The sequence below is a fragment of the Aurantiacibacter rhizosphaerae genome (assembly GCF_009807005.1).
GTDB classification, from domain to species: Bacteria; Pseudomonadota; Alphaproteobacteria; order Sphingomonadales; family Sphingomonadaceae; genus Alteraurantiacibacter; species Alteraurantiacibacter rhizosphaerae.
The window spans coordinates 644,431-661,288 of sequence record NZ_WUBR01000001.1 but is presented as its reverse complement, the minus strand read 5'-3'; the positions used below and the strand labels follow the sequence as shown (position 1 = coordinate 661,288).

14 protein-coding genes are annotated in these 16,858 nt (G+C 61.7%); 13 read left to right on the top strand and 1 reads right to left on the bottom strand.

Features of this window, described 5'->3' with window-relative positions:
• Window positions 1–312 precede the first annotated feature (312 nt).
• The 13 genes from GRF63_RS03065 (at window position 313) to GRF63_RS03005 (ending at window position 15,966) form a co-directional block, all read left to right on the top strand.
• Window positions 313–699 (top strand): DUF6152 family protein, encoded by a 387-nt coding sequence (locus GRF63_RS03065; RefSeq protein WP_160484506.1) that lies wholly within the window; start codon window positions 313–315, stop codon window positions 697–699.
• A gap of 150 nt (window positions 700–849) precedes the next feature.
• The gene (locus GRF63_RS03060; RefSeq protein ID WP_160484505.1) at window positions 850–1,620 is read left to right on the top strand and encodes a hypothetical protein; all 771 of its coding nucleotides are present in this window, start codon (window positions 850–852) and stop codon (window positions 1,618–1,620) included.
• Window positions 1,621–1,678: 58 nt separating this feature from the next.
• Window positions 1,679–3,010, top strand: a complete 1,332-nt coding sequence (locus GRF63_RS03055) for a DUF4185 domain-containing protein (RefSeq protein WP_202131552.1) — start codon at window positions 1,679–1,681, stop codon at window positions 3,008–3,010.
• Window positions 3,011–3,078: 68 nt separating this feature from the next.
• On the top strand, window positions 3,079–5,235 hold the full coding sequence (locus tag GRF63_RS03050) for a thiamine pyrophosphate-dependent enzyme (protein ID WP_160484504.1): 2,157 nt from the start codon (window positions 3,079–3,081) through the stop codon (window positions 5,233–5,235).
• Window positions 5,235–6,800, top strand: a complete 1,566-nt coding sequence (locus GRF63_RS03045; protein ID WP_160484503.1) for an indolepyruvate oxidoreductase subunit beta family protein — start codon at window positions 5,235–5,237, stop codon at window positions 6,798–6,800. Before GRF63_RS03050 ends, GRF63_RS03045 begins: the two co-directional genes overlap by 1 nt.
• Window positions 6,801–6,906: 106 nt before the next feature.
• The gene (locus GRF63_RS03040; protein WP_160484502.1) at window positions 6,907–7,386 is read left to right on the top strand and encodes a MarR family transcriptional regulator; all 480 of its coding nucleotides are present in this window, start codon (window positions 6,907–6,909) and stop codon (window positions 7,384–7,386) included.
• Complete coding sequence (locus tag GRF63_RS03035) at window positions 7,383–7,844, top strand: MarR family winged helix-turn-helix transcriptional regulator (protein WP_160484501.1); 462 nt, start codon at window positions 7,383–7,385, stop codon at window positions 7,842–7,844. The genes GRF63_RS03040 and GRF63_RS03035 overlap by 4 nt, the downstream gene beginning before the upstream one ends.
• A gap of 111 nt (window positions 7,845–7,955) precedes the next feature.
• Window positions 7,956–9,572 (top strand): AMP-binding protein, encoded by a 1,617-nt coding sequence (locus tag GRF63_RS03030; RefSeq protein ID WP_160484500.1) that lies wholly within the window; start codon window positions 7,956–7,958, stop codon window positions 9,570–9,572.
• A complete protein-coding gene (locus GRF63_RS03025; protein ID WP_160484499.1) occupies window positions 9,569–10,741 on the top strand; it encodes a thiolase family protein in 1,173 nt (390 codons plus the stop codon). Before GRF63_RS03030 ends, GRF63_RS03025 begins: the two co-directional genes overlap by 4 nt.
• Window positions 10,738–11,952: an SDR family NAD(P)-dependent oxidoreductase gene (locus GRF63_RS03020; protein WP_160484498.1), complete on the top strand. Its 1,215-nt coding sequence runs from the start codon at window positions 10,738–10,740 to the stop codon at window positions 11,950–11,952. Before GRF63_RS03025 ends, GRF63_RS03020 begins: the two co-directional genes overlap by 4 nt.
• Window positions 11,949–12,752 carry a cyclase family protein gene (locus GRF63_RS03015; protein ID WP_160484497.1) on the top strand — a complete coding sequence of 268 codons (804 nt, stop codon included), beginning with the start codon at window positions 11,949–11,951 and terminating at the stop codon, window positions 12,750–12,752. Before GRF63_RS03020 ends, GRF63_RS03015 begins: the two co-directional genes overlap by 4 nt.
• Before the next feature lie 167 nt (window positions 12,753–12,919).
• Window positions 12,920–14,428: an APC family permease gene (locus tag GRF63_RS03010; protein ID WP_160484496.1), complete on the top strand. Its 1,509-nt coding sequence runs from the start codon at window positions 12,920–12,922 to the stop codon at window positions 14,426–14,428.
• A 2-nt stretch (window positions 14,429–14,430) separates the two neighbouring features.
• Window positions 14,431–15,966 (top strand): aldehyde dehydrogenase family protein, encoded by a 1,536-nt coding sequence (locus GRF63_RS03005; RefSeq protein WP_160484495.1) that lies wholly within the window; start codon window positions 14,431–14,433, stop codon window positions 15,964–15,966.
• Here GRF63_RS03005 and GRF63_RS03000 read toward each other — a convergent pair whose 3' ends face one another.
• Window positions 15,967–16,836 (bottom strand): DMT family transporter, encoded by an 870-nt coding sequence (locus GRF63_RS03000; protein WP_160484494.1) that lies wholly within the window; start codon window positions 16,834–16,836, stop codon window positions 15,967–15,969. It lies immediately after the preceding gene.
• Between the last annotated feature and the right edge of the window lie 22 nt (window positions 16,837–16,858).

Genomic DNA, 16,858 nt, shown 5'->3' with positions numbered 1-16,858 from the left:
ATGTTCAGAATTCACGCCAGCAATGCAGCAGGTTCACGAAATGCGCCAGAGGCAATTCTTTTTGTAACATGCCAAGTGTAACGGGCTGTAATCGATTAAAAGTTTGAATTATATACTTTTTATGTGCCATCCGAAACCGTTACACAACAGGTAAACGCTTCGCCAGAGGGGCTTTGGGTACTAGATCATTGTTCAAGTCAGCCAGTTGGCACTCGCCGATACGACGCCCTCGAAACCGCAATTGAGGAAATCGGATCACACGCAAACGGGCAGATTGTTGACCACGCAAGAACAGTGAAAATGGAGAGAATAATGAAAATCTCGAAGAAAATTGCCCTTCAGCTTGGTGCCCTCGGCCTCGCAATCGGTGCCGTCGCAACGCCGGCAGTCGCACACCACTCTTTCGCGATGTTCGATCAGAACCAGATCGCTTCAAAGCGCAGCGCCACCATTTCCGAATTCCGCTTCACCAACCCGCATTCTTTCGTGGTGGTGAACGTGAAGGAAGGCGGCAAGACGGTTCGCTACGTCTTCGAATGCAGCAGCGTGAACATGATGAGCAAGGCCGGCTGGAGGCACAACACCCTGCGCGCCGGTGACCGGGTGGATGTGGACTTCTACCCGCTGCGCAACGGCAAGCCCGGCGGCATGCTGAAGACCATCAAGCTGCCTGACGGCCGCGTTCTCAGCGGCTGGTAAGCTTGGTCAGGTTGCAACCCTGACTGAATGGTGTCGGGCCGATTTAAACATCGGCCCGACCATATTTGTAATTGAGCGCCAGCCACTCCGGTTGGCAGGGAGAACAGAATGATGCGGAAAACTCAGCAAGCACTGCTTTTGGCAACGGCAATGACATTGGGCGCATGCGCCACCACCGCCGGTGCGCAGGAGCCGAATGAAGTGGCGGACACGGCTACCTCAAGCGTGGTTTACCAGCCCCAGAACATTTCTGGCGTTTGGGAAATCTGGCCCGACCCCTTCGCTGGTGAGGAAAACACCTTCCTCGAATTGCCCGTGCCCGGAGACGGCCCGAAGCTGAAGGAACCCTACGCTTCCGAATGGAAGGCCCTTCGCGAAGAGCGTGACGCGCTGCTGGCAGCCGGCACACCCAAGGTTGATCCCAGCACCCAGTGCATGCCCGAAGGCATGCCGATGATCATGGGGGCGATCTTCCCGCTGGAAATCCTCCAGACGCCCGGCCGGGTCACGGTTCTTGCCGAGTTCCTGACCCAGACGCGCCGCATCAACCTGGATCAGCCGCTGCCATCAGCCGATGACATGATCCCCAACTTCTACGGCTATTCCTCCGGCACGTGGGAAGGCGATACGCTGGTCGTCACCACCAAGGGCGTGAAGGAAGATGTCGAGTTCTTCGAAATTCCGCACAGCTCTGAAATGGTGATTACCGAGCGTATCAAGATGGTCGGTGCGGACCTGATGGAGAACGAGATCACCATCGAAGACCCTGAAATGCTGCTGGAGCCGTACACCTTCACCTACGGCTACAGGCGCAATCCGGAATACGTGATGCAGGAATATTTCTGCGAGCGTGAAGACCCGCTTTTCAAGGTTACCGAAGACGGGACCGTTGAAATGAAGACTGGCGACGAGATCCAGTAAGGCCCTTTCCCGGTTCGGGCTCATCCTGGGCCCGAACCGGACTTCCGGAGAGAAGACCATGACCAAGAGACGCGAATTCCTGGGCTCTGTCGCCGCAATTGGTCTGGCTTCTATACATGGCGGATTGTTTACCTCTGCCTTTGCAAAGCACGCCGAAGCCCCTGTACCTGCGCACGTCAGCAGCGCGGTGCCTGCTGCCAATTCGATCCTGCGGCTGGGCGGCCAGGGCGATGGTTACAAGATGACCGTCACGGCAGACGGAAACCAGCTGATCGTCGTGAATGACGGAGCCGGCTGGGCACCGCCGCCAGCAACTTTCTACAGCACCCGTTTGTGGACCATCGAGGGTGGACCACAAGGTGCCGAAATGGCGCAGCTGGAAGGCTATCCGGTGTTTGATCGGGCCGCCCTCCCCGAAAATGCGCCTTCCTATTACGGCCACGGCGTGCTCGCCGTCGGCAACCACCTTTATCAATTCCTCGCCACGCTGGATGATGCAGAGGACCGGCCCCGCCACTGGACCGGGGCGAAGCTGATCCATTCACCCGATGGCGGCGCCACGTGGTTGAACCGCGATGGCTCCAGCCCCGTGATCTGGGAAGGCTGGGATGAGCAGGCGGGCGCTGGCTTCCCCTTCCTGAACGAGGAAAACGGCGCCTTCTCCCTGCTCTCCTTCCTGCAGCAAGGGCCGGCCTACAGCCAGAACCGCGATGGCTATATCTATGTCTACGGCCTCAACGGCAGTGTCGACGGGTTGATGAACCAGCTCGTGATGTTCCGGGTGAAGAAGGACAGCATGCTGAGCCGCGATGCCTACCGCTTCTTTGCGGGCCGCGATGAGGATGGCACTGCGCGCTGGTCCTGCGATATCGCGGATCGGCAGCCGGTGCACACTTTCCCGCGCGGCTGGGTGAATTACACAAACCTGTTTCCTGGCGATCTGGTGGTGGAATCCTGGCTGCCCAGCGTCGTGTGGAACGAGGCGCTGGGGATCTACATGATGACCAGCGCCGGGATCGGCAATGCCGAGGATGGCACGGAATTCGGCAAGCCAAGCTATCTTGGCGTGTGGGTTTCCGAAAATCCCTGGGGTCCGTGGCGTCAGGTTCATGAGGACACCGCCTGGACGCCCGATGGCGATGCCGGTGCCCGCGCCTATGCCCCGCAGATCGCGCCCGGCTGGATTGCGCCTGACGGCAAGTCTTTCTGGATGGTGTGGGCAGATCTGGCGGGCCTGCGCGCCTTTGGCCGCGATGGAGATCTGGTGGACGCGGAAATGGCCAAGGCCAAGGATGCGACCGAGCGGACCATGATCGAGGCGGCTATCCTGCGCCGCTACATGCCCAACTTCGCGATGAACGCCCAGCGCATCGATCTGGTTCTGGATTGATAGCGCACACCGATTGACACGCCCGGAGCCCCTATATATGCATTTGCATATAAATAAGGGGTTTTGATATGGCTGAACGTTCATTCGCCAAGGAAGTGGAACATTTGCGCCTCGGCGAAGGCGAAGTCTTCAAGGGTGAGGCCATCCTGGCGATCACCAAGGGCTTGCTGCAATCCGGGGTTTCCTATGTCGGCGGCTATCAGGGATCGCCGATCTCGCATCTGATGGATGTGCTGTCCGATGCGCAGGACATTCTCGGCGAACTCGGCGTCAACTTCCAAAGCTCCGCCAGTGAAGCAACCGCGGCCGCCATGCTTTCGGCCTCGGTCAATTATCCGCTGCGCGGGGCGGTCGCGTGGAAATCCACGGTGGGAACCAACGTCGCGTCTGACGCGCTGGCCAATCTTGCGTCGGGCGGTGTTACCGGCGGCGCGATGGTTATCATCGGTGAGGATTACGGCGAAGGCTCCTCCATCATGCAGGAGCGTACCCACGCCTTTGCCATGAAATCGCAGATGTGGCTGCTGGACCCTCGTCCCGACCATGCCCGTATTGTCGACCTGATCGAGAAAGGCTTCCAGCTTTCCGAGGCATCGAACACCCCCGTCATGCTGGAGGTCCGGGTGCGCACCTGCCACATGCACGGCAGCTTCGTGGCGAAGGACAATGTCCGCCCGGAATTTTCAATTGATGACGCGCTAAACAATCCCACCCGCGAACTGGACCGGATCGTGCTCCCGCCCGCAGCTTACGAGCATGAGCAGGAGAAGATCAAACAGCGCCTGCCAGCCGCGATAGACTTCATCCGCGACAACAAGCTGAACGAATGGTTCGGCCCGGAAGACGGCAAGGTCGGCATCGTCGTGCAGGGCGGCATGTACAACAACGTGATCCGCGCCCTGCAATATCTCGGCCTGTCGGATGCCTATGGCAACACGCGCATCCCGATGTACGTGATGAACGTCACCTACCCGATGATCGACAGCGAGATCGAGGATTTCGCGCGCGACAAGGACGCCGTCCTGATGGTGGAAGAGGGGCAGCCGGAATATCTGGAGCAGTCCCTGAACACGGTGCTGCGCCGCAAGCATCACAAGGCGCGCATCTTCGGCAAGGACGTTCTGCCCATGGGCGGCGATTATTCCGTTGCCGCGATCATGGAAGGGCTGGAGCAATTCCTGGAAGCGACGGAGCCGCAGCTGCTTGGCAATCGCCCGCCGCGCCCCGATGCGTCTGACGTGCTGGCCATGCCATCGGTTGAGAAACTGAAGGAAGTCGTCCCAGCGCGCCCGCCGGGCCTGTGCACCGGCTGTCCGGAACGGCCGATCTTCGCCGCGATGAAGATGGTGAACGAGGATCTTGGAGAACATCACGTATCGGCCGACATCGGCTGCCACCTGTTCTCCATCCTGCCGCCCTTCAACATCGGCAACACCACGATGGGCTTTGGCCTTGGCGGCGCATCGGCATCGGCGTTCAGCCGCAGCACCGGCAAACGGTCCATCGCAGTAATGGGCGATGGCGGCTTCTGGCACAACGGCCTGACCAGCGGCATCGGCAATGCCATCTATAACAAGCACGACGGCGTTTTCCTGATCGTCGACAATTTCTATTCATCCGCCACGGGTGGGCAGGACATCCTTTCCTCCCGCGCGTTCAACAAGTCTCGCAACACCAACAACCCGATCGACAAGGCCGTTCGCGGTATCGGGGCGAAATGGGTGCGAGAGGTTGATCGCACCTATGATGTGGGCAAGATGAAAGAGGTTCTGACAGAGGCCCTCACCACCGAGGAGGAAGGCCCGAAGATCATCATCGCCTCTTCCGAATGCATGCTCAACAAGCAGCGCCGCGAGAAGCCGCAGATTGCTGCGGCGGTAAAATCAGGCAAGCGCGTGGTGAAGGAGCGTTTCGGCGTGGACGAGGACGTGTGCACCGGCGATCACGCCTGCATCCGCCTTTCGGGTTGCCCGTCGCTATCGGTCAAACACCTGGACGATCCCCTGCGGGACGATCCCGTTGCGGCAATCGACAATTCCTGCGTCGGCTGCGGCAATTGCGGCGAAGTGTCGGAGGCGGCGGTTCTGTGCCCGTCATTCTATCGTGCGGATATCATCCAGAATCCCACATGGTGGGACAGGTTCAAGGCGCGCGCCTCGCTGGCGCTGATCGGCTTCCTGCAAAGGCGCCGGGACCGTAACCGCGTGCTGGTGGAGGCTGTCTGATGCGCGATGAAACCGTGAAGCTTCCCCTCGAACGGGCCGGCGATGCAACCGAGCGTCCGATCTCCCTCGCCATCGTGGCCATGGGCGGCCAGGGCGGCGGCGTGTTGACAGGCTGGATCGTGAAGCTGGCAGAGAATGCGGGCTGGATCGCGCAGTCCACCTCCGTGCCCGGCGTGGCGCAGCGTACCGGTGCGACGATCTATTACGTTGAAATGATGCGCCCGCAGGACGGCAAATCCCCGATCCTGGCGCAGATGCCGACACCCGGCGATGTCGACGTGGTGATCGCGTCTGAATTCATCGAGGCAGGCCGATCCATCCTGCGCGGCATCGTTACACCCGATCGCACCACTTTGATCGCATCGAGCCACCGCTCCCTTGCGATCGCTGAAAAGAGCGCGCCGGGGGAAGGCATTGCAGATAGCAGCGCGGTGGTGGACGCCATCGGCGTGACTGCGCAGCGGCAGATCATCTACGATATGAACGCATTGGCCGTCGCAAATGGTAGCGTCATCTCCTCTGCCATGTTCGGCGCGCTGGCAGCGTCAGGCGCCCTGCCCTTCTCGACCGAGGAATACCACGCCGTGATCGCCGAAGGCGGCAAGGGCGTGGCTGCCAGCATCCGCACTTTCGATGCGGCCTATGCGCGCAGCCAGCAGACCGATGAAGAGGCGAAGGAGGCTCTGGAGGAACCGGTGCTCGTACAGCCGCTGGCCACCCCGCCCACATCGCCCCGCGCGGCGAGGCTGGTGGAACGGCTGGAGCAGGGCCTGCGCCCGCAGATCGCCACGATGGCGCGGCTGGGCCTGTCCAAGGTGGTGGATTTCCAGGATGCCGAATATGGCGCGGAATATCTCGATATCGTGGAAGATCTGTTCCGCCTGGACACCGAACTGGGCGGCGAGGCGCATGATTTCGAACTGACCCTCGCGGGCGCCAAATATGTGGCCAACGCCATGGCTTATGATGATGTGGTGCGCGTTGCCGATCTGAAGACGCGGGCTGCCCGCCGTGGCCGTATCGCCGACGAGATCGGCCTCAGCGACGATACGATTTTCCACACGACCGAATATATGCACCCGCGCATGGAAGAAGTCGTCGGCTTGATGCCCGCCGGGCTGGGCCGCTGGCTGCAAAACCGGGAGGGCCTGTATGGCTGGCTGGATCGGCGCGTCAGCAAGGGGCGGCGGGTGCGCACCTATTCGCCGGGCTGGTTCCTCATGCTGTATTTCGTGGCGGGCATGCGCGGTATGCGCAGATCATCGCTGCGGCATCAGGAGGAAATCGACCATCGCGACGCCTGGCTTGCGCTGGTGCGCGACATGGCCACGCGCAATTATGCGCTGGGCGTGGAGACCGTGAAATGTCGCCGGCTGATCAAAGGGTATTCGGATACCCATGCACGCGGACTGTCCAAGTTCGCCCGGGTCACGAACGAGATCGAACGGTTCGCCGAACGGGACGACGCCGCCGAATGGGCAAAGCGTCTGCGCGAAACCGCGATCCGCGATGGCGAAGGTGGCGATCTGGACGGGCTGATCAAAACTATTCGATCTTTCGAATAATCGGCCTTGCCCTGAGGCCGACCAGTTCGCATGAGCGCCAAGTGAAGGCACACCATGTCATTCGCGCTGATTACGAACGGGGACTGATGCAATGCCGGGAGACTGCGTGCCAGCCACCAGATCGCAGGACGATGATCGCATTGTCGAGGCGCGCATCTGGAAGACCGCGATGGACTTCCACAGCGCCGTCTTCAATCGCCTGAACCGTGTCTTGCTGGAAGAGCATGGCATTACCCTGGCCAAGTTCGATGCGCTGGCGCAGCTTTGCCAGGCGCCCGAGGGGCTGACGCAGGGTGCTCTTTCGCGCAAGCTGAAGGTTACCGGCGGCAATGTCACCGGCCTCACCAGCCGCCTTGCAGCCGATGGGCTGATAACACGCGAAATGAGCCCGAGCGATCGCCGCGCATTCGTGGTGCAGGTGACGCCAGAAGGGGCGCAGCTTTATCGCGCTGCCCAGCGTCGCCATGATGCGTTTTTGCACAGTCTGTTTGACGGGATTGGGGATGCAGATCTGCAACAGGCTTTGCAATCGTTGCAGATTCTTGGTCAACGGGCTGATCTCAACGGAAGAAAAGAAGAGCCATGACAAAAACCGCGCCGCCCGCAACCTATGACGCGCTGGAACGCTACCTGCCCTATATGGTGAACCGCTTGTCCAACCTGGGGCAGCAAGCGCAAAAGCGCGCCTTGAGCGACAGCGAAGTCAGCCTGGTGGACATCAGGACGCTGTCCATCCTCAATATCGAGGACGGCCTCACCATCAACGAGATCGCGGAACGCACCTTCAGCGAACAGTCGACCACCAGCCGCGCGGTGGATGCAATGGCGGCGCAGGGCCTGATCGAACGCCGCATCCCCAAGGGAGATTTGCGCCGCCGCGAAATCATGATGACGCCGCTGGGGCGCAAACAGTTGGAAGAGAACTGGCCGGTGATGGAGGACTATTTCGCCGCCCTTCGCGAAGGCACCACCAGCGAGGAACTGGCAACGTGCCAGAAGGTGATCGTGAAGATGCTGGAGAACCTGTCGCGCCTCCAGAAATGATGGCCTGAAAGCGCATAACTCGCATTGACACGGATATGTATATGCCTAAACATATGCAGATACATATTGTTATAATGCGCCCCTGATCGGGCTGGCGAACAGGAACCATCATTGGAACAAGCGACGATTTTCGGGCGCTTCAAGGCCACGGCTGAACGCTGGGCTGACAAGCCATTCCTCAATGTACTTCCCGAAACGGCGGGCATTTACGGCATTCCGGCGGGTGAGATCACCTATGCCGAAATGCTGAAGCGCGTGCGGGCGCGCAAGGAATCGCTGGCAGCGGCCGGATATGGCCAGGGCACGCGTATCGGCCTGTTGCTGCAGAACCGCCCCGATTTCATCGAGATATTCCTTGCCGCAAACAGCCTGGGTGCCTCCATCGTGCCCATCAATCCGGACCTGCGCAGTAGCGAGCTGGAATATCTGATCGAGCATTCCGAAATGGCGGCGGCCTTCGTCGTCGCCGAAAGGCACGAGGAAGTTGCAGAGGCCGCAAAGGCAGTGGGCAGCTCCACCGCGCCAATCAGGCCGAACGATCCCGTTCGGCCCCTGCTGCGCCGCGGTGGCACGCTTTCGGGCGAAGACAGCCAGCGCGAAGCTGCGCTGCTCTATACCTCCGGCACGACGGGGCGGCCCAAGGGCTGTGTCCTCAGCAATGAATATTTCCTCCATTCGGGCGATTGGTATCGCGATGTCGGCGGGCTGATCTCGCTGCGCATGGGGGAGGAGCGGATGCTCACCCCGTTGCCATTGTTCCACATGAATGCGCTGGCGGTATCCGTCATGGCGATGATCACCGTGGGCGGCTGCCTGACGGTGCTGGATCGGTTCCACCCCTCCACCTGGTGGGATTCCGTGCGTGATAGCAAGGCCACCTGCCTGCATTACCTGGGCGTGATGCCGGCCATGCTGATGACCGCCAGGCCCAGCCCGAAAGACCGCGAACACAATGTTCGCTTCGGTTTCGGCGCAGGCTCACCGGCAAAGCTGCACGCACCGTTCGAGGAGCGTTTCGGCTTCCCACTGATCGAGGCATGGGCGATGACCGAAACCGGCAGCGGCGGCGTGATCAGCGCCCATGAGGAGCCGCGCAAGGTTGGCACCGCCTGCTTCGGCCACCCAACCGACGCGGTGGAAATCCGCATCGTCGATGACAATGGAAACGACGTGGAGGGCGATGCACCGGGAGAATTGCTGGTGCGCCGCGCTGGCGACAATCCGCGCTACGGCTTCTTCCGCGAATATCTGAAAAATCCGGAGGCAACGGCGGAGGCATGGGAAGGCGGCTGGTTCCACACCGGCGATATCGTGTCCAGCGATGCCGATGGCGATCTGCGCTTCGTCGATCGCAAGAAGAACGTGATCCGCCGTTCGGGCGAGAATATCTCTGCGGTCGAGGTGGAATCGATCCTGGCCAAGCATCCGGCTATCGATCAGGTTGCGGTGGCGGCAGTTGCCGATGCCGTGCGCGGGGACGAGGTTGCCGCCCTAATCGTGACCGAGGAAGGCGCATCTGGCGATGGCGACACGGCCACGCAGATTGCACAGTGGGGGCTGGAGCAGATGGCCTATTACAAGGTGCCGGGCTGGATCGGCTTCGTGGAAGAACTGCCGCGCACGCCTACTGAAAAGATCCTGCGCGCTGCATTGAAGGATATGGCTGTCAAATATCTGGAGGCCGGTCAATTGCACGATACCCGCGCATTGAAGAAGCGGAGCGTATGAGCCGGGCACCCGCCCCTTATGATGGCGTGGTGGTCTGCGCGCCAACCACAGTGCCCTATGTCCGCTTCTCTTCCGAAAGCGCGCATTGGTGGGCGGGCAAGGCGCTGAAACAGCTATCGCGCGACACTGGCGTTACGTCAGCCGATATCGATGGCTTCTGCTTCTCCAGCTTTTCCTCCGTCCCCGATTCCGCCGTTGGCATGACGCAGCACCTTGGCCTGACGCCGCGCTGGCTGGATCACCTGCCCACAGGCGGGGCCAGCGGCGTGATGGCCATGCGCCGCGCCGCCCGCGCCGTGCAATGCGGCGATGCCGAACTGGTGGTTTGCGTGGCGGCTGACACCAATCAGATCGACAGCTTCCGCCACAGTCTCTCCACCTTCTCCCGCTTTTCGCAGGATGCCGTCTATCCCTATGGCTTTGGCGGACCCAATGCGACCTTTGCGCTGATCACTGACAGCTACATGCGCGAGTTTGGCGTCAGCCGGGAAGATTTCGGCAAGCTGTGCGTGGCGCAGCGCGCCAATGCCATGTCCAACCCGCTGGCCCTGCAGCGAAAGCCGCTGACGCTGGAAGCCTATCTGGGCGCGCGCCCCATCGCCGATCCCGTTCACCTGTTCGATTGCGTGATGCCCTGCGCCGGGGCGGAGGCGTTCATCGTCACCACGCCGGAAATTGCCGCAGAGCGCGGTTTGCAGGCGGCCACGATCATGGCCACGATCGAACGGCACAATGCCTTTCCCGAAGACCCCGTGCAGCTGCGCGGCGGCTGGGCCATGGATATCGATACCTTCTGGAACGCGGCGGGCATCGCGCCCGGCGATGTCGATACCCTGCAGGTCTATGACGATTATCCCGTCATCGTGGCCATGCAACTGGAAGATCTCGGCTTTTGCGAGAAGGGCAAGGTTGCCGAGTTCATCCAGAACAACAGTTTCGACTTAAATGGCGACCTGCCGCTGAACACCAATGGCGGACAGCTATCTGCCGGGCAGGCGGGCGCAGCGGGCGGTTTCCAGAATGTGACCGAGGGAATGCGGCAGATCATCCGGCAACCGCTGGGCGATCAGGTGCCCGATGCGACTATCTCGGTCGTCTCCGGCTTCGGCCTGGTAAATTATGATCGCGGCGTGTGCACAGGCGCCGCCGCGTTGAAGGCATTGGCATGAGCGACTGGCGCAACCGCGAAACCCGCGATCCGATAGCGCGCAAGAAGGCGCGGCACCTCTCGCCCCCTGCACGAAGCCGGGCGATGCACGCCATGTCGGCGCGCGCGGCGCAGGGCCGCTTTGTGCTGCAGAAATGCTGCGATTGCGGAGAGATAACCTATCCGCCGCGCGATGCGTGCCCAGTGTGCTGGGGTGAACTGACATGGCAGGATGTTCCCGCCGGTGCGCTGGTGCTGAGCGAGACGACGATCCGCGTATCCACCGATCTGTATTTCCGCGATCACCTGCCCTGGCGCATGGGGAAGGTGGCGCTGGATGCAGGCCCTGTAGCCCTGGCTCACCTGCACCGCGATCTTGCCACGCATGATCGGGCGGAAATCCGTCTGATGCTGGATCGCGGCGGAAATGCGGCCTTGTTCGCCGTGCCGCCCAATGGAGATTTCGACATGGCAGACCCGCAGTTCCGCGAATTCACTGTGCCGCTGAAAGGCAAGACGGTGCTGGTTACCGATGCGCGCAGCGCCATCGGGCAGGCCGTGGTCACCGCATTGCACAAGGCTGGCGCGGGATTGATTATTGCCGGCATTCAGGCCCCCGGTCGCCAGTCCGATACCCAGCTGGCCGCCCTGCAGTTGGACAATGTGCAGAGCATGCCGCTCGACATCGTCGATCAGGTCAGTCTGGCCGAGGCGTTGAGCAAGATTGCCGGGCCGCTCGACCTGGTTATCAACACGGCGCGCCATGTCCGTGCAGGCGGGGTCAGCATTGGATCGAACCCCGTCGAAATGCGCCGCGCGTTCGAGATTTCCGCCATCGGCATGGCGCGGCTGGCGGGGGCCTGCGCGCCGATGCTGGCCGGGCGGCCGCACGGCGCATTCGTGGATATCATTTCCAGCCAGGCCTTGTCTGGCGCGGCAGACCAGTCCGCCCTTTCCGCCGCGGAAGCTGCGCGCCTCTCTCTGCTCCAGTCCTTCCGCCACGAAATGCGTAGCAGCGGCGTACGCGTCCTCTCCGTGTTCGTGGGACCGGTGGATGACGAGGACCATCAGACGATGCCTCCACCCAAAGTTGCCCCCGCCCGCATCGCCGCAACCATCGTGGATGCGCTGCAGCAGGGGCGCGAACAAAGCTGCGTCGGCGACGTGGCCAGCGATGCGATGGCGCGCTGGCTGGACGATCCGATGCTCTATGCCCGGGAGAAAAACCTATGACCGACCAATCATCAAACACCGCGCTCAGCGGCCTCATCGGCGAGATCGCCAGCGGCGATCTTCGCGTGGTGGACCTGACCAATATCCTCTCCACCGATTTTCCAGTGATCGTACTGCCGTCAGAATTCGGCCAGTGTGAGCCATTCCGCATGGAAACCGTGTCGCGATACGATGGCAATGGCCCCGCCTGGTACTGGAACAATATTTCCATGAACGAGCATACCGGCACGCATTTCGATGCCCCGGCGCACTGGATCACAGGCCGCGACGTTCCCAACGGCACGGTCGATGCCATTCCCCCGCGTGATTTCATCCATCCCGCCGTGGTGATCGATATCGCCGATGAATCTGCGCAGGACGAAGATTTCATCGTCACCCGCGCCTTTCTGGAAAACTGGGAGAAAGCCAATGGCCAGATCCCGGAAAAGCACTGGATCCTGCTCCGCTCCAACTGGTCGAAAAAGGTCGGCACGCTGGAATATCTCAACCTGAAGGATGATGGCGCGCATTCGCCCGGCCCCGATGCCGACGCGATGCGCTTTCTGGTGCAGGAGCGTGACTGCATCGGTCTGGGCGTGGAAACCGTGGGCACCGATGCAGGGCAGGCAAGCTCTTTCGATGAGCCGCTGCCTGCCCACTCCATCCTGCACGGCAATGGCCGGTATGGCCTGCAGTGCCTGACCAATCTGGATCAGTTGCCGGTGTTCGGATCCGTCATCGTGGCCACACCGCTGAAGATCAAGGGCGGCTCCGGCAGCCCGCTGCGGGTGATCGCGCTGGCCCCTGCCAACGGCGAGTAACGGCGTTCTGCAGGCGATCATGCCTGTGGCACCAGTGGACGTAATCATCGGCCTTGGCCGAAAAAGCATTCTAACGCGGCCCGAGGGCAATACCCCTGCGCGGTCGAATTGCCATTGATCATGGGCATAATTGCAACCGCGCAAAGCGGTGGGAGGACAGCGAAATCATGAGCGATGACGGCATGAGACAGGCAGAAGGCACCGGCTCCCTGAGCGGGTCCCTTGGCGCGGGCGACATCATTTTCATGATCCTGGCCTGCGCGGCCCCGATGGGGGTGCTGGCCGGAATTATTCCCCTGGCACTCGCCTTCGGCAATGGCGCTGGCATGCCCGGCACGCAATTGCTGGTCTGCGGCGTCATGATGCTGTTCGCCATGGGTTACGTGCGGATGATACCGCATGTGCGCAACGCTGGCGCTTTCTATGCCTACATCGCGCTAAGCCTGAACAAGGAGGCCGGGATTGCCGCCGCCTATGTCGCGGTTACCGCCTATATCTGCGCCGCGGCCTCCGTCATCGGGGCCATGGCGTATTTTGCGGCCGATCTGTTCCAGTCGGCTTTCGGACTGGCGACACGGTGGGAAATCTGGGCGGCCATCACGATCGCTGCGGTTACCTGGCTTGGCTATCACAAGATCAGCCTGGCAGCCAAAGTCCTCGCCATTGCGTTGCTGCTGGAAGTCGGTCTGATCCTGCTGATCGACATCATGATCCTGTATCATGTCGGTCTGGACGGGCTGGATTTCTCCAGCTTCATGCCCACCACGATTTTTGCGCCGGGCCTTGGCATTGCGCTGATCTACGCAATCAACGGCTGCATCGGCTTTGAAGCTTCGGCAATCTATCAGGAAGAAGCGCGCAATCCGCGGCGCAATATCCCGCGCGCCACATATGGGGCCGTGCTGATCCTCGGCACGTTCTACGTGCTGTCATCCTGGTGCCTCGTGCTGGCGGTCAGCCCGGAGAAGATCAAGGAAGTCGCCGCTGCCGATCCGGGTGGCCTGGTCACCAGCATTGCCGCAGAATATCTGGGCCGCATTGGCCGGGAGGCCTTCAGCCTGCTGACCGTTACCAGCCTGTTTGCCGCCGCAATCGGTTTCTTCAACAACATCGCCCGCTACATCTACGCCCTGTCGCGCGATGGCCTGATCCCTCAACAACTGGGCCGCATTCACCCGCGTCACGGTTCTCCCTATGTGGCATGCCTGCTGCTTACGGTGGTGCTGACCGTGGTGATCGGCGCGTTCGCGATTGCCGGGCTCGATCCCCTGCTCAGCCTGACGACCAGCCTGTCTTCCATGGGCGCGGTGGGGCTGGAAATCCTGATCGCGGCAACATCGCTGTCGATCCCGCTGTTCTTCGCCCGGCGTGGTGAATATTCCTTCGGCAAGACCGTGGCCCCGCTTACCGGTGGCCTGATCATCGCGGTGATCACCTATCTTTCGCTCGACAATTATTCCGCACTGACCGGCACGGATCTAGTTATCGTAAACAGCCTGCCGCTGCTGTTCCTGGTGCTGATCACCATGGGCCTGCTGCACGGCATTTACCTGCGCAAGTACCGGCCCGACATTCACGCCAGCGTGGGCTCCACCCACGTGGAAGGCGACGTGGCCACCCCAGCCGATGGTTCAGCGCCCCAGTCTTCCGCAAGTGCGGCCCCCTCCAGGAGCTAGTCATGACGACCCAAGAACAAACGGCCGCGCCAGATCATTCTCGCGCTGCATCATCTGCCAAACTCCCCAGCGGCCGCCTGCTGATCGACGGGAAGTTGGTTGAACCTTCAGGCTCCACCAAGACCATCGACGCTATCGATCCGGCAACCGGCAAAAGCATCATGGCCTTTCCCGCCTGCAATGCGGCCGATGTCGATCGCGCGGTAAAGGCCGCGCATGCCTGTTTCGAAAGCCGTGAATGGCGCCGGATGCGTCCGCTGGATCGCGGGCGGTTGCTGGAAAACCTTGCCTTGCTGGTGGAGAAGCACCGCGACGAGCTGGCCGCGCTGGAAGCGCTGGACAGTGGTAAGCTGCTGGCCGTGACGCAGGCCATCGACCTGCAGTTCACGATTGACGGCCTGCGCTACTTTGCGGGCTGGGCGTCCAAGATCAACGGCGAATACGTCACCCACAATCCGCTGGTGCCGGAAGACGCGCTTTACCGCGCCTATACAGAGCGGCGGCCCGTGGGCGTTATCGGCGGGATCACGCCGTGGAATTTCCCCATCGGCCAGGCCATTCAGAAGCTGGCCCCGGCGATTGCCTTTGGCTGCACGGTGGTGCTGAAGCCTTCGGAAGAATCCTCCCTCACCACGCTGCGGCTGGGTGAATTGATCGCGGAGGCAGGCTTTCCCGCAGGCGCGGTAAACATCGTGACCGGGCTTGGCACAGATGCCGGTGCCGCCCTGGTGGACCACCCGCTGGTGCGCAAGATCGCCTTCACCGGCTCCACCGCCACGGGTCAGCGCATTCTCGAAGCGTCGGCTCGCACCATGAAACGCGTGACGCTGGAACTGGGCGGCAAATCGCCCACCATCATCCTGGCGGACGCCGATCTGGAGCGTGCCATTCCCGGCGCGGCGGCAGCGATCTTCTCCAATTCCGGGCAGATCTGCACCGCCGGTTCGCGGCTGCTGGTAGAAGCACCGATTTACGACAAGGTAATGGAAGGCGTCAGCCGCATCGCCGATGAAATGCAGATGGGTTCACCCTTCGATCCCTCCACCCAGATCGGCCCGCTGATCTCTGCACGCCAGCAGGATCGCGTTCGCAGCCTGGTGGATGCTGGTGTGGCAGAGGGTGCCACGGCGATGGCTGGCGGCCAAAGCGGATCGGGCGATGGCTGGTACTACCGCCCCACCGTTCTGGCCGATGTCACATCGGATATGACCGTGATGCGGGAAGAAATCTTCGGCCCCGTCGTCTGCGCCATGCGCGTGGAGGATCCTGCCGATTTCGTATCGCTGGCCAACCAGTCGGAATATGGGCTGGCGGCCAGTATCTGGACCAACAACCTCGATCGCGCGCATATCCTGGCGGAGCGGATCGATGCCGGCACGGTCTGGCTCAACACGCACAACATCCTCGATCTCTCGATGCCCTTCGGTGGCAACAAGATGTCCGGCCTTGGCCGCGAGTTCGGGACCGAGGCGATCAACGCCTTTACCGAGCCGAAGGCCGTTTGCATGCGGCTGGAAAGCGCGGACGCCTTCGGCTGATCAATTATTGGCCGAATGGGTGGGAAGCTTCTTCGCCGCCTGTTCGGCCATTACAACGCCCGCCAGCAGCAGCATGGCGCCGATGATCAGCGGCGCGCTCAGTGGCTCTCCCAGCAGCACGACAGCAAGGCCCGCCGTCACCAGCGGCAGCAGGTTGAACAGCAGCGATGCGCGTGAAGAGCCGATCAGCGCCACCCCCTGCATCCACAACAGCGGCGCCGCGACGGAGCCGAGCACCCCTGCATAGGCGATCAGCGGAACGGCAGCGGGTTCCAGATCTTTCGCCTCGGTCAGCAGCATGATTGGCACCATCGCCGCCACCGCCGTGCACGCCTGCACGAACATGGATGCGGCCATGGGTATCGGCCCGCGCCACCGCGCCAGCAGCACGCTGTAAAGGGCGAAACACGCAGTGGCCGCCAGCATTATCAGGTCACCCCGATTGGGCGATTGCATCAGCAACATACCCGGCTGACCATTGGTGATGACCACAATCACGCCTGCCATGGACAGGGCAGCCCCCGCCAGCACGCCCCGCCCTATCGCCCCGCGGAAGAACGCAGCGGAAAGGCCGATGGCGATGAGCGGCATCAGCGTTTGAATAATACCGACCTTGGTGGCCGTGGTGTATCCTGCGGCAACATACATCAGGAAGGGGAACAGCGCGCTGCCGAACAGCCCCAGCACGCACAGGCGTGGCAATTGCCGCACCAGCGCGGCACGGTTGCGCATGATCTGCAGGGCGGCAAATGGCGCAAGCAGCAGCGCCGCCAGCAGCCAGCGTGCAAAGTTCAGCTCTGCCGGCGCGATGATCGTGGCGGACGCCTTGGCGATGATGGCATTGCCGCCCCACAACAGGATGGCGAGCAATGGCGGGGCGGTGTGGGCCCAG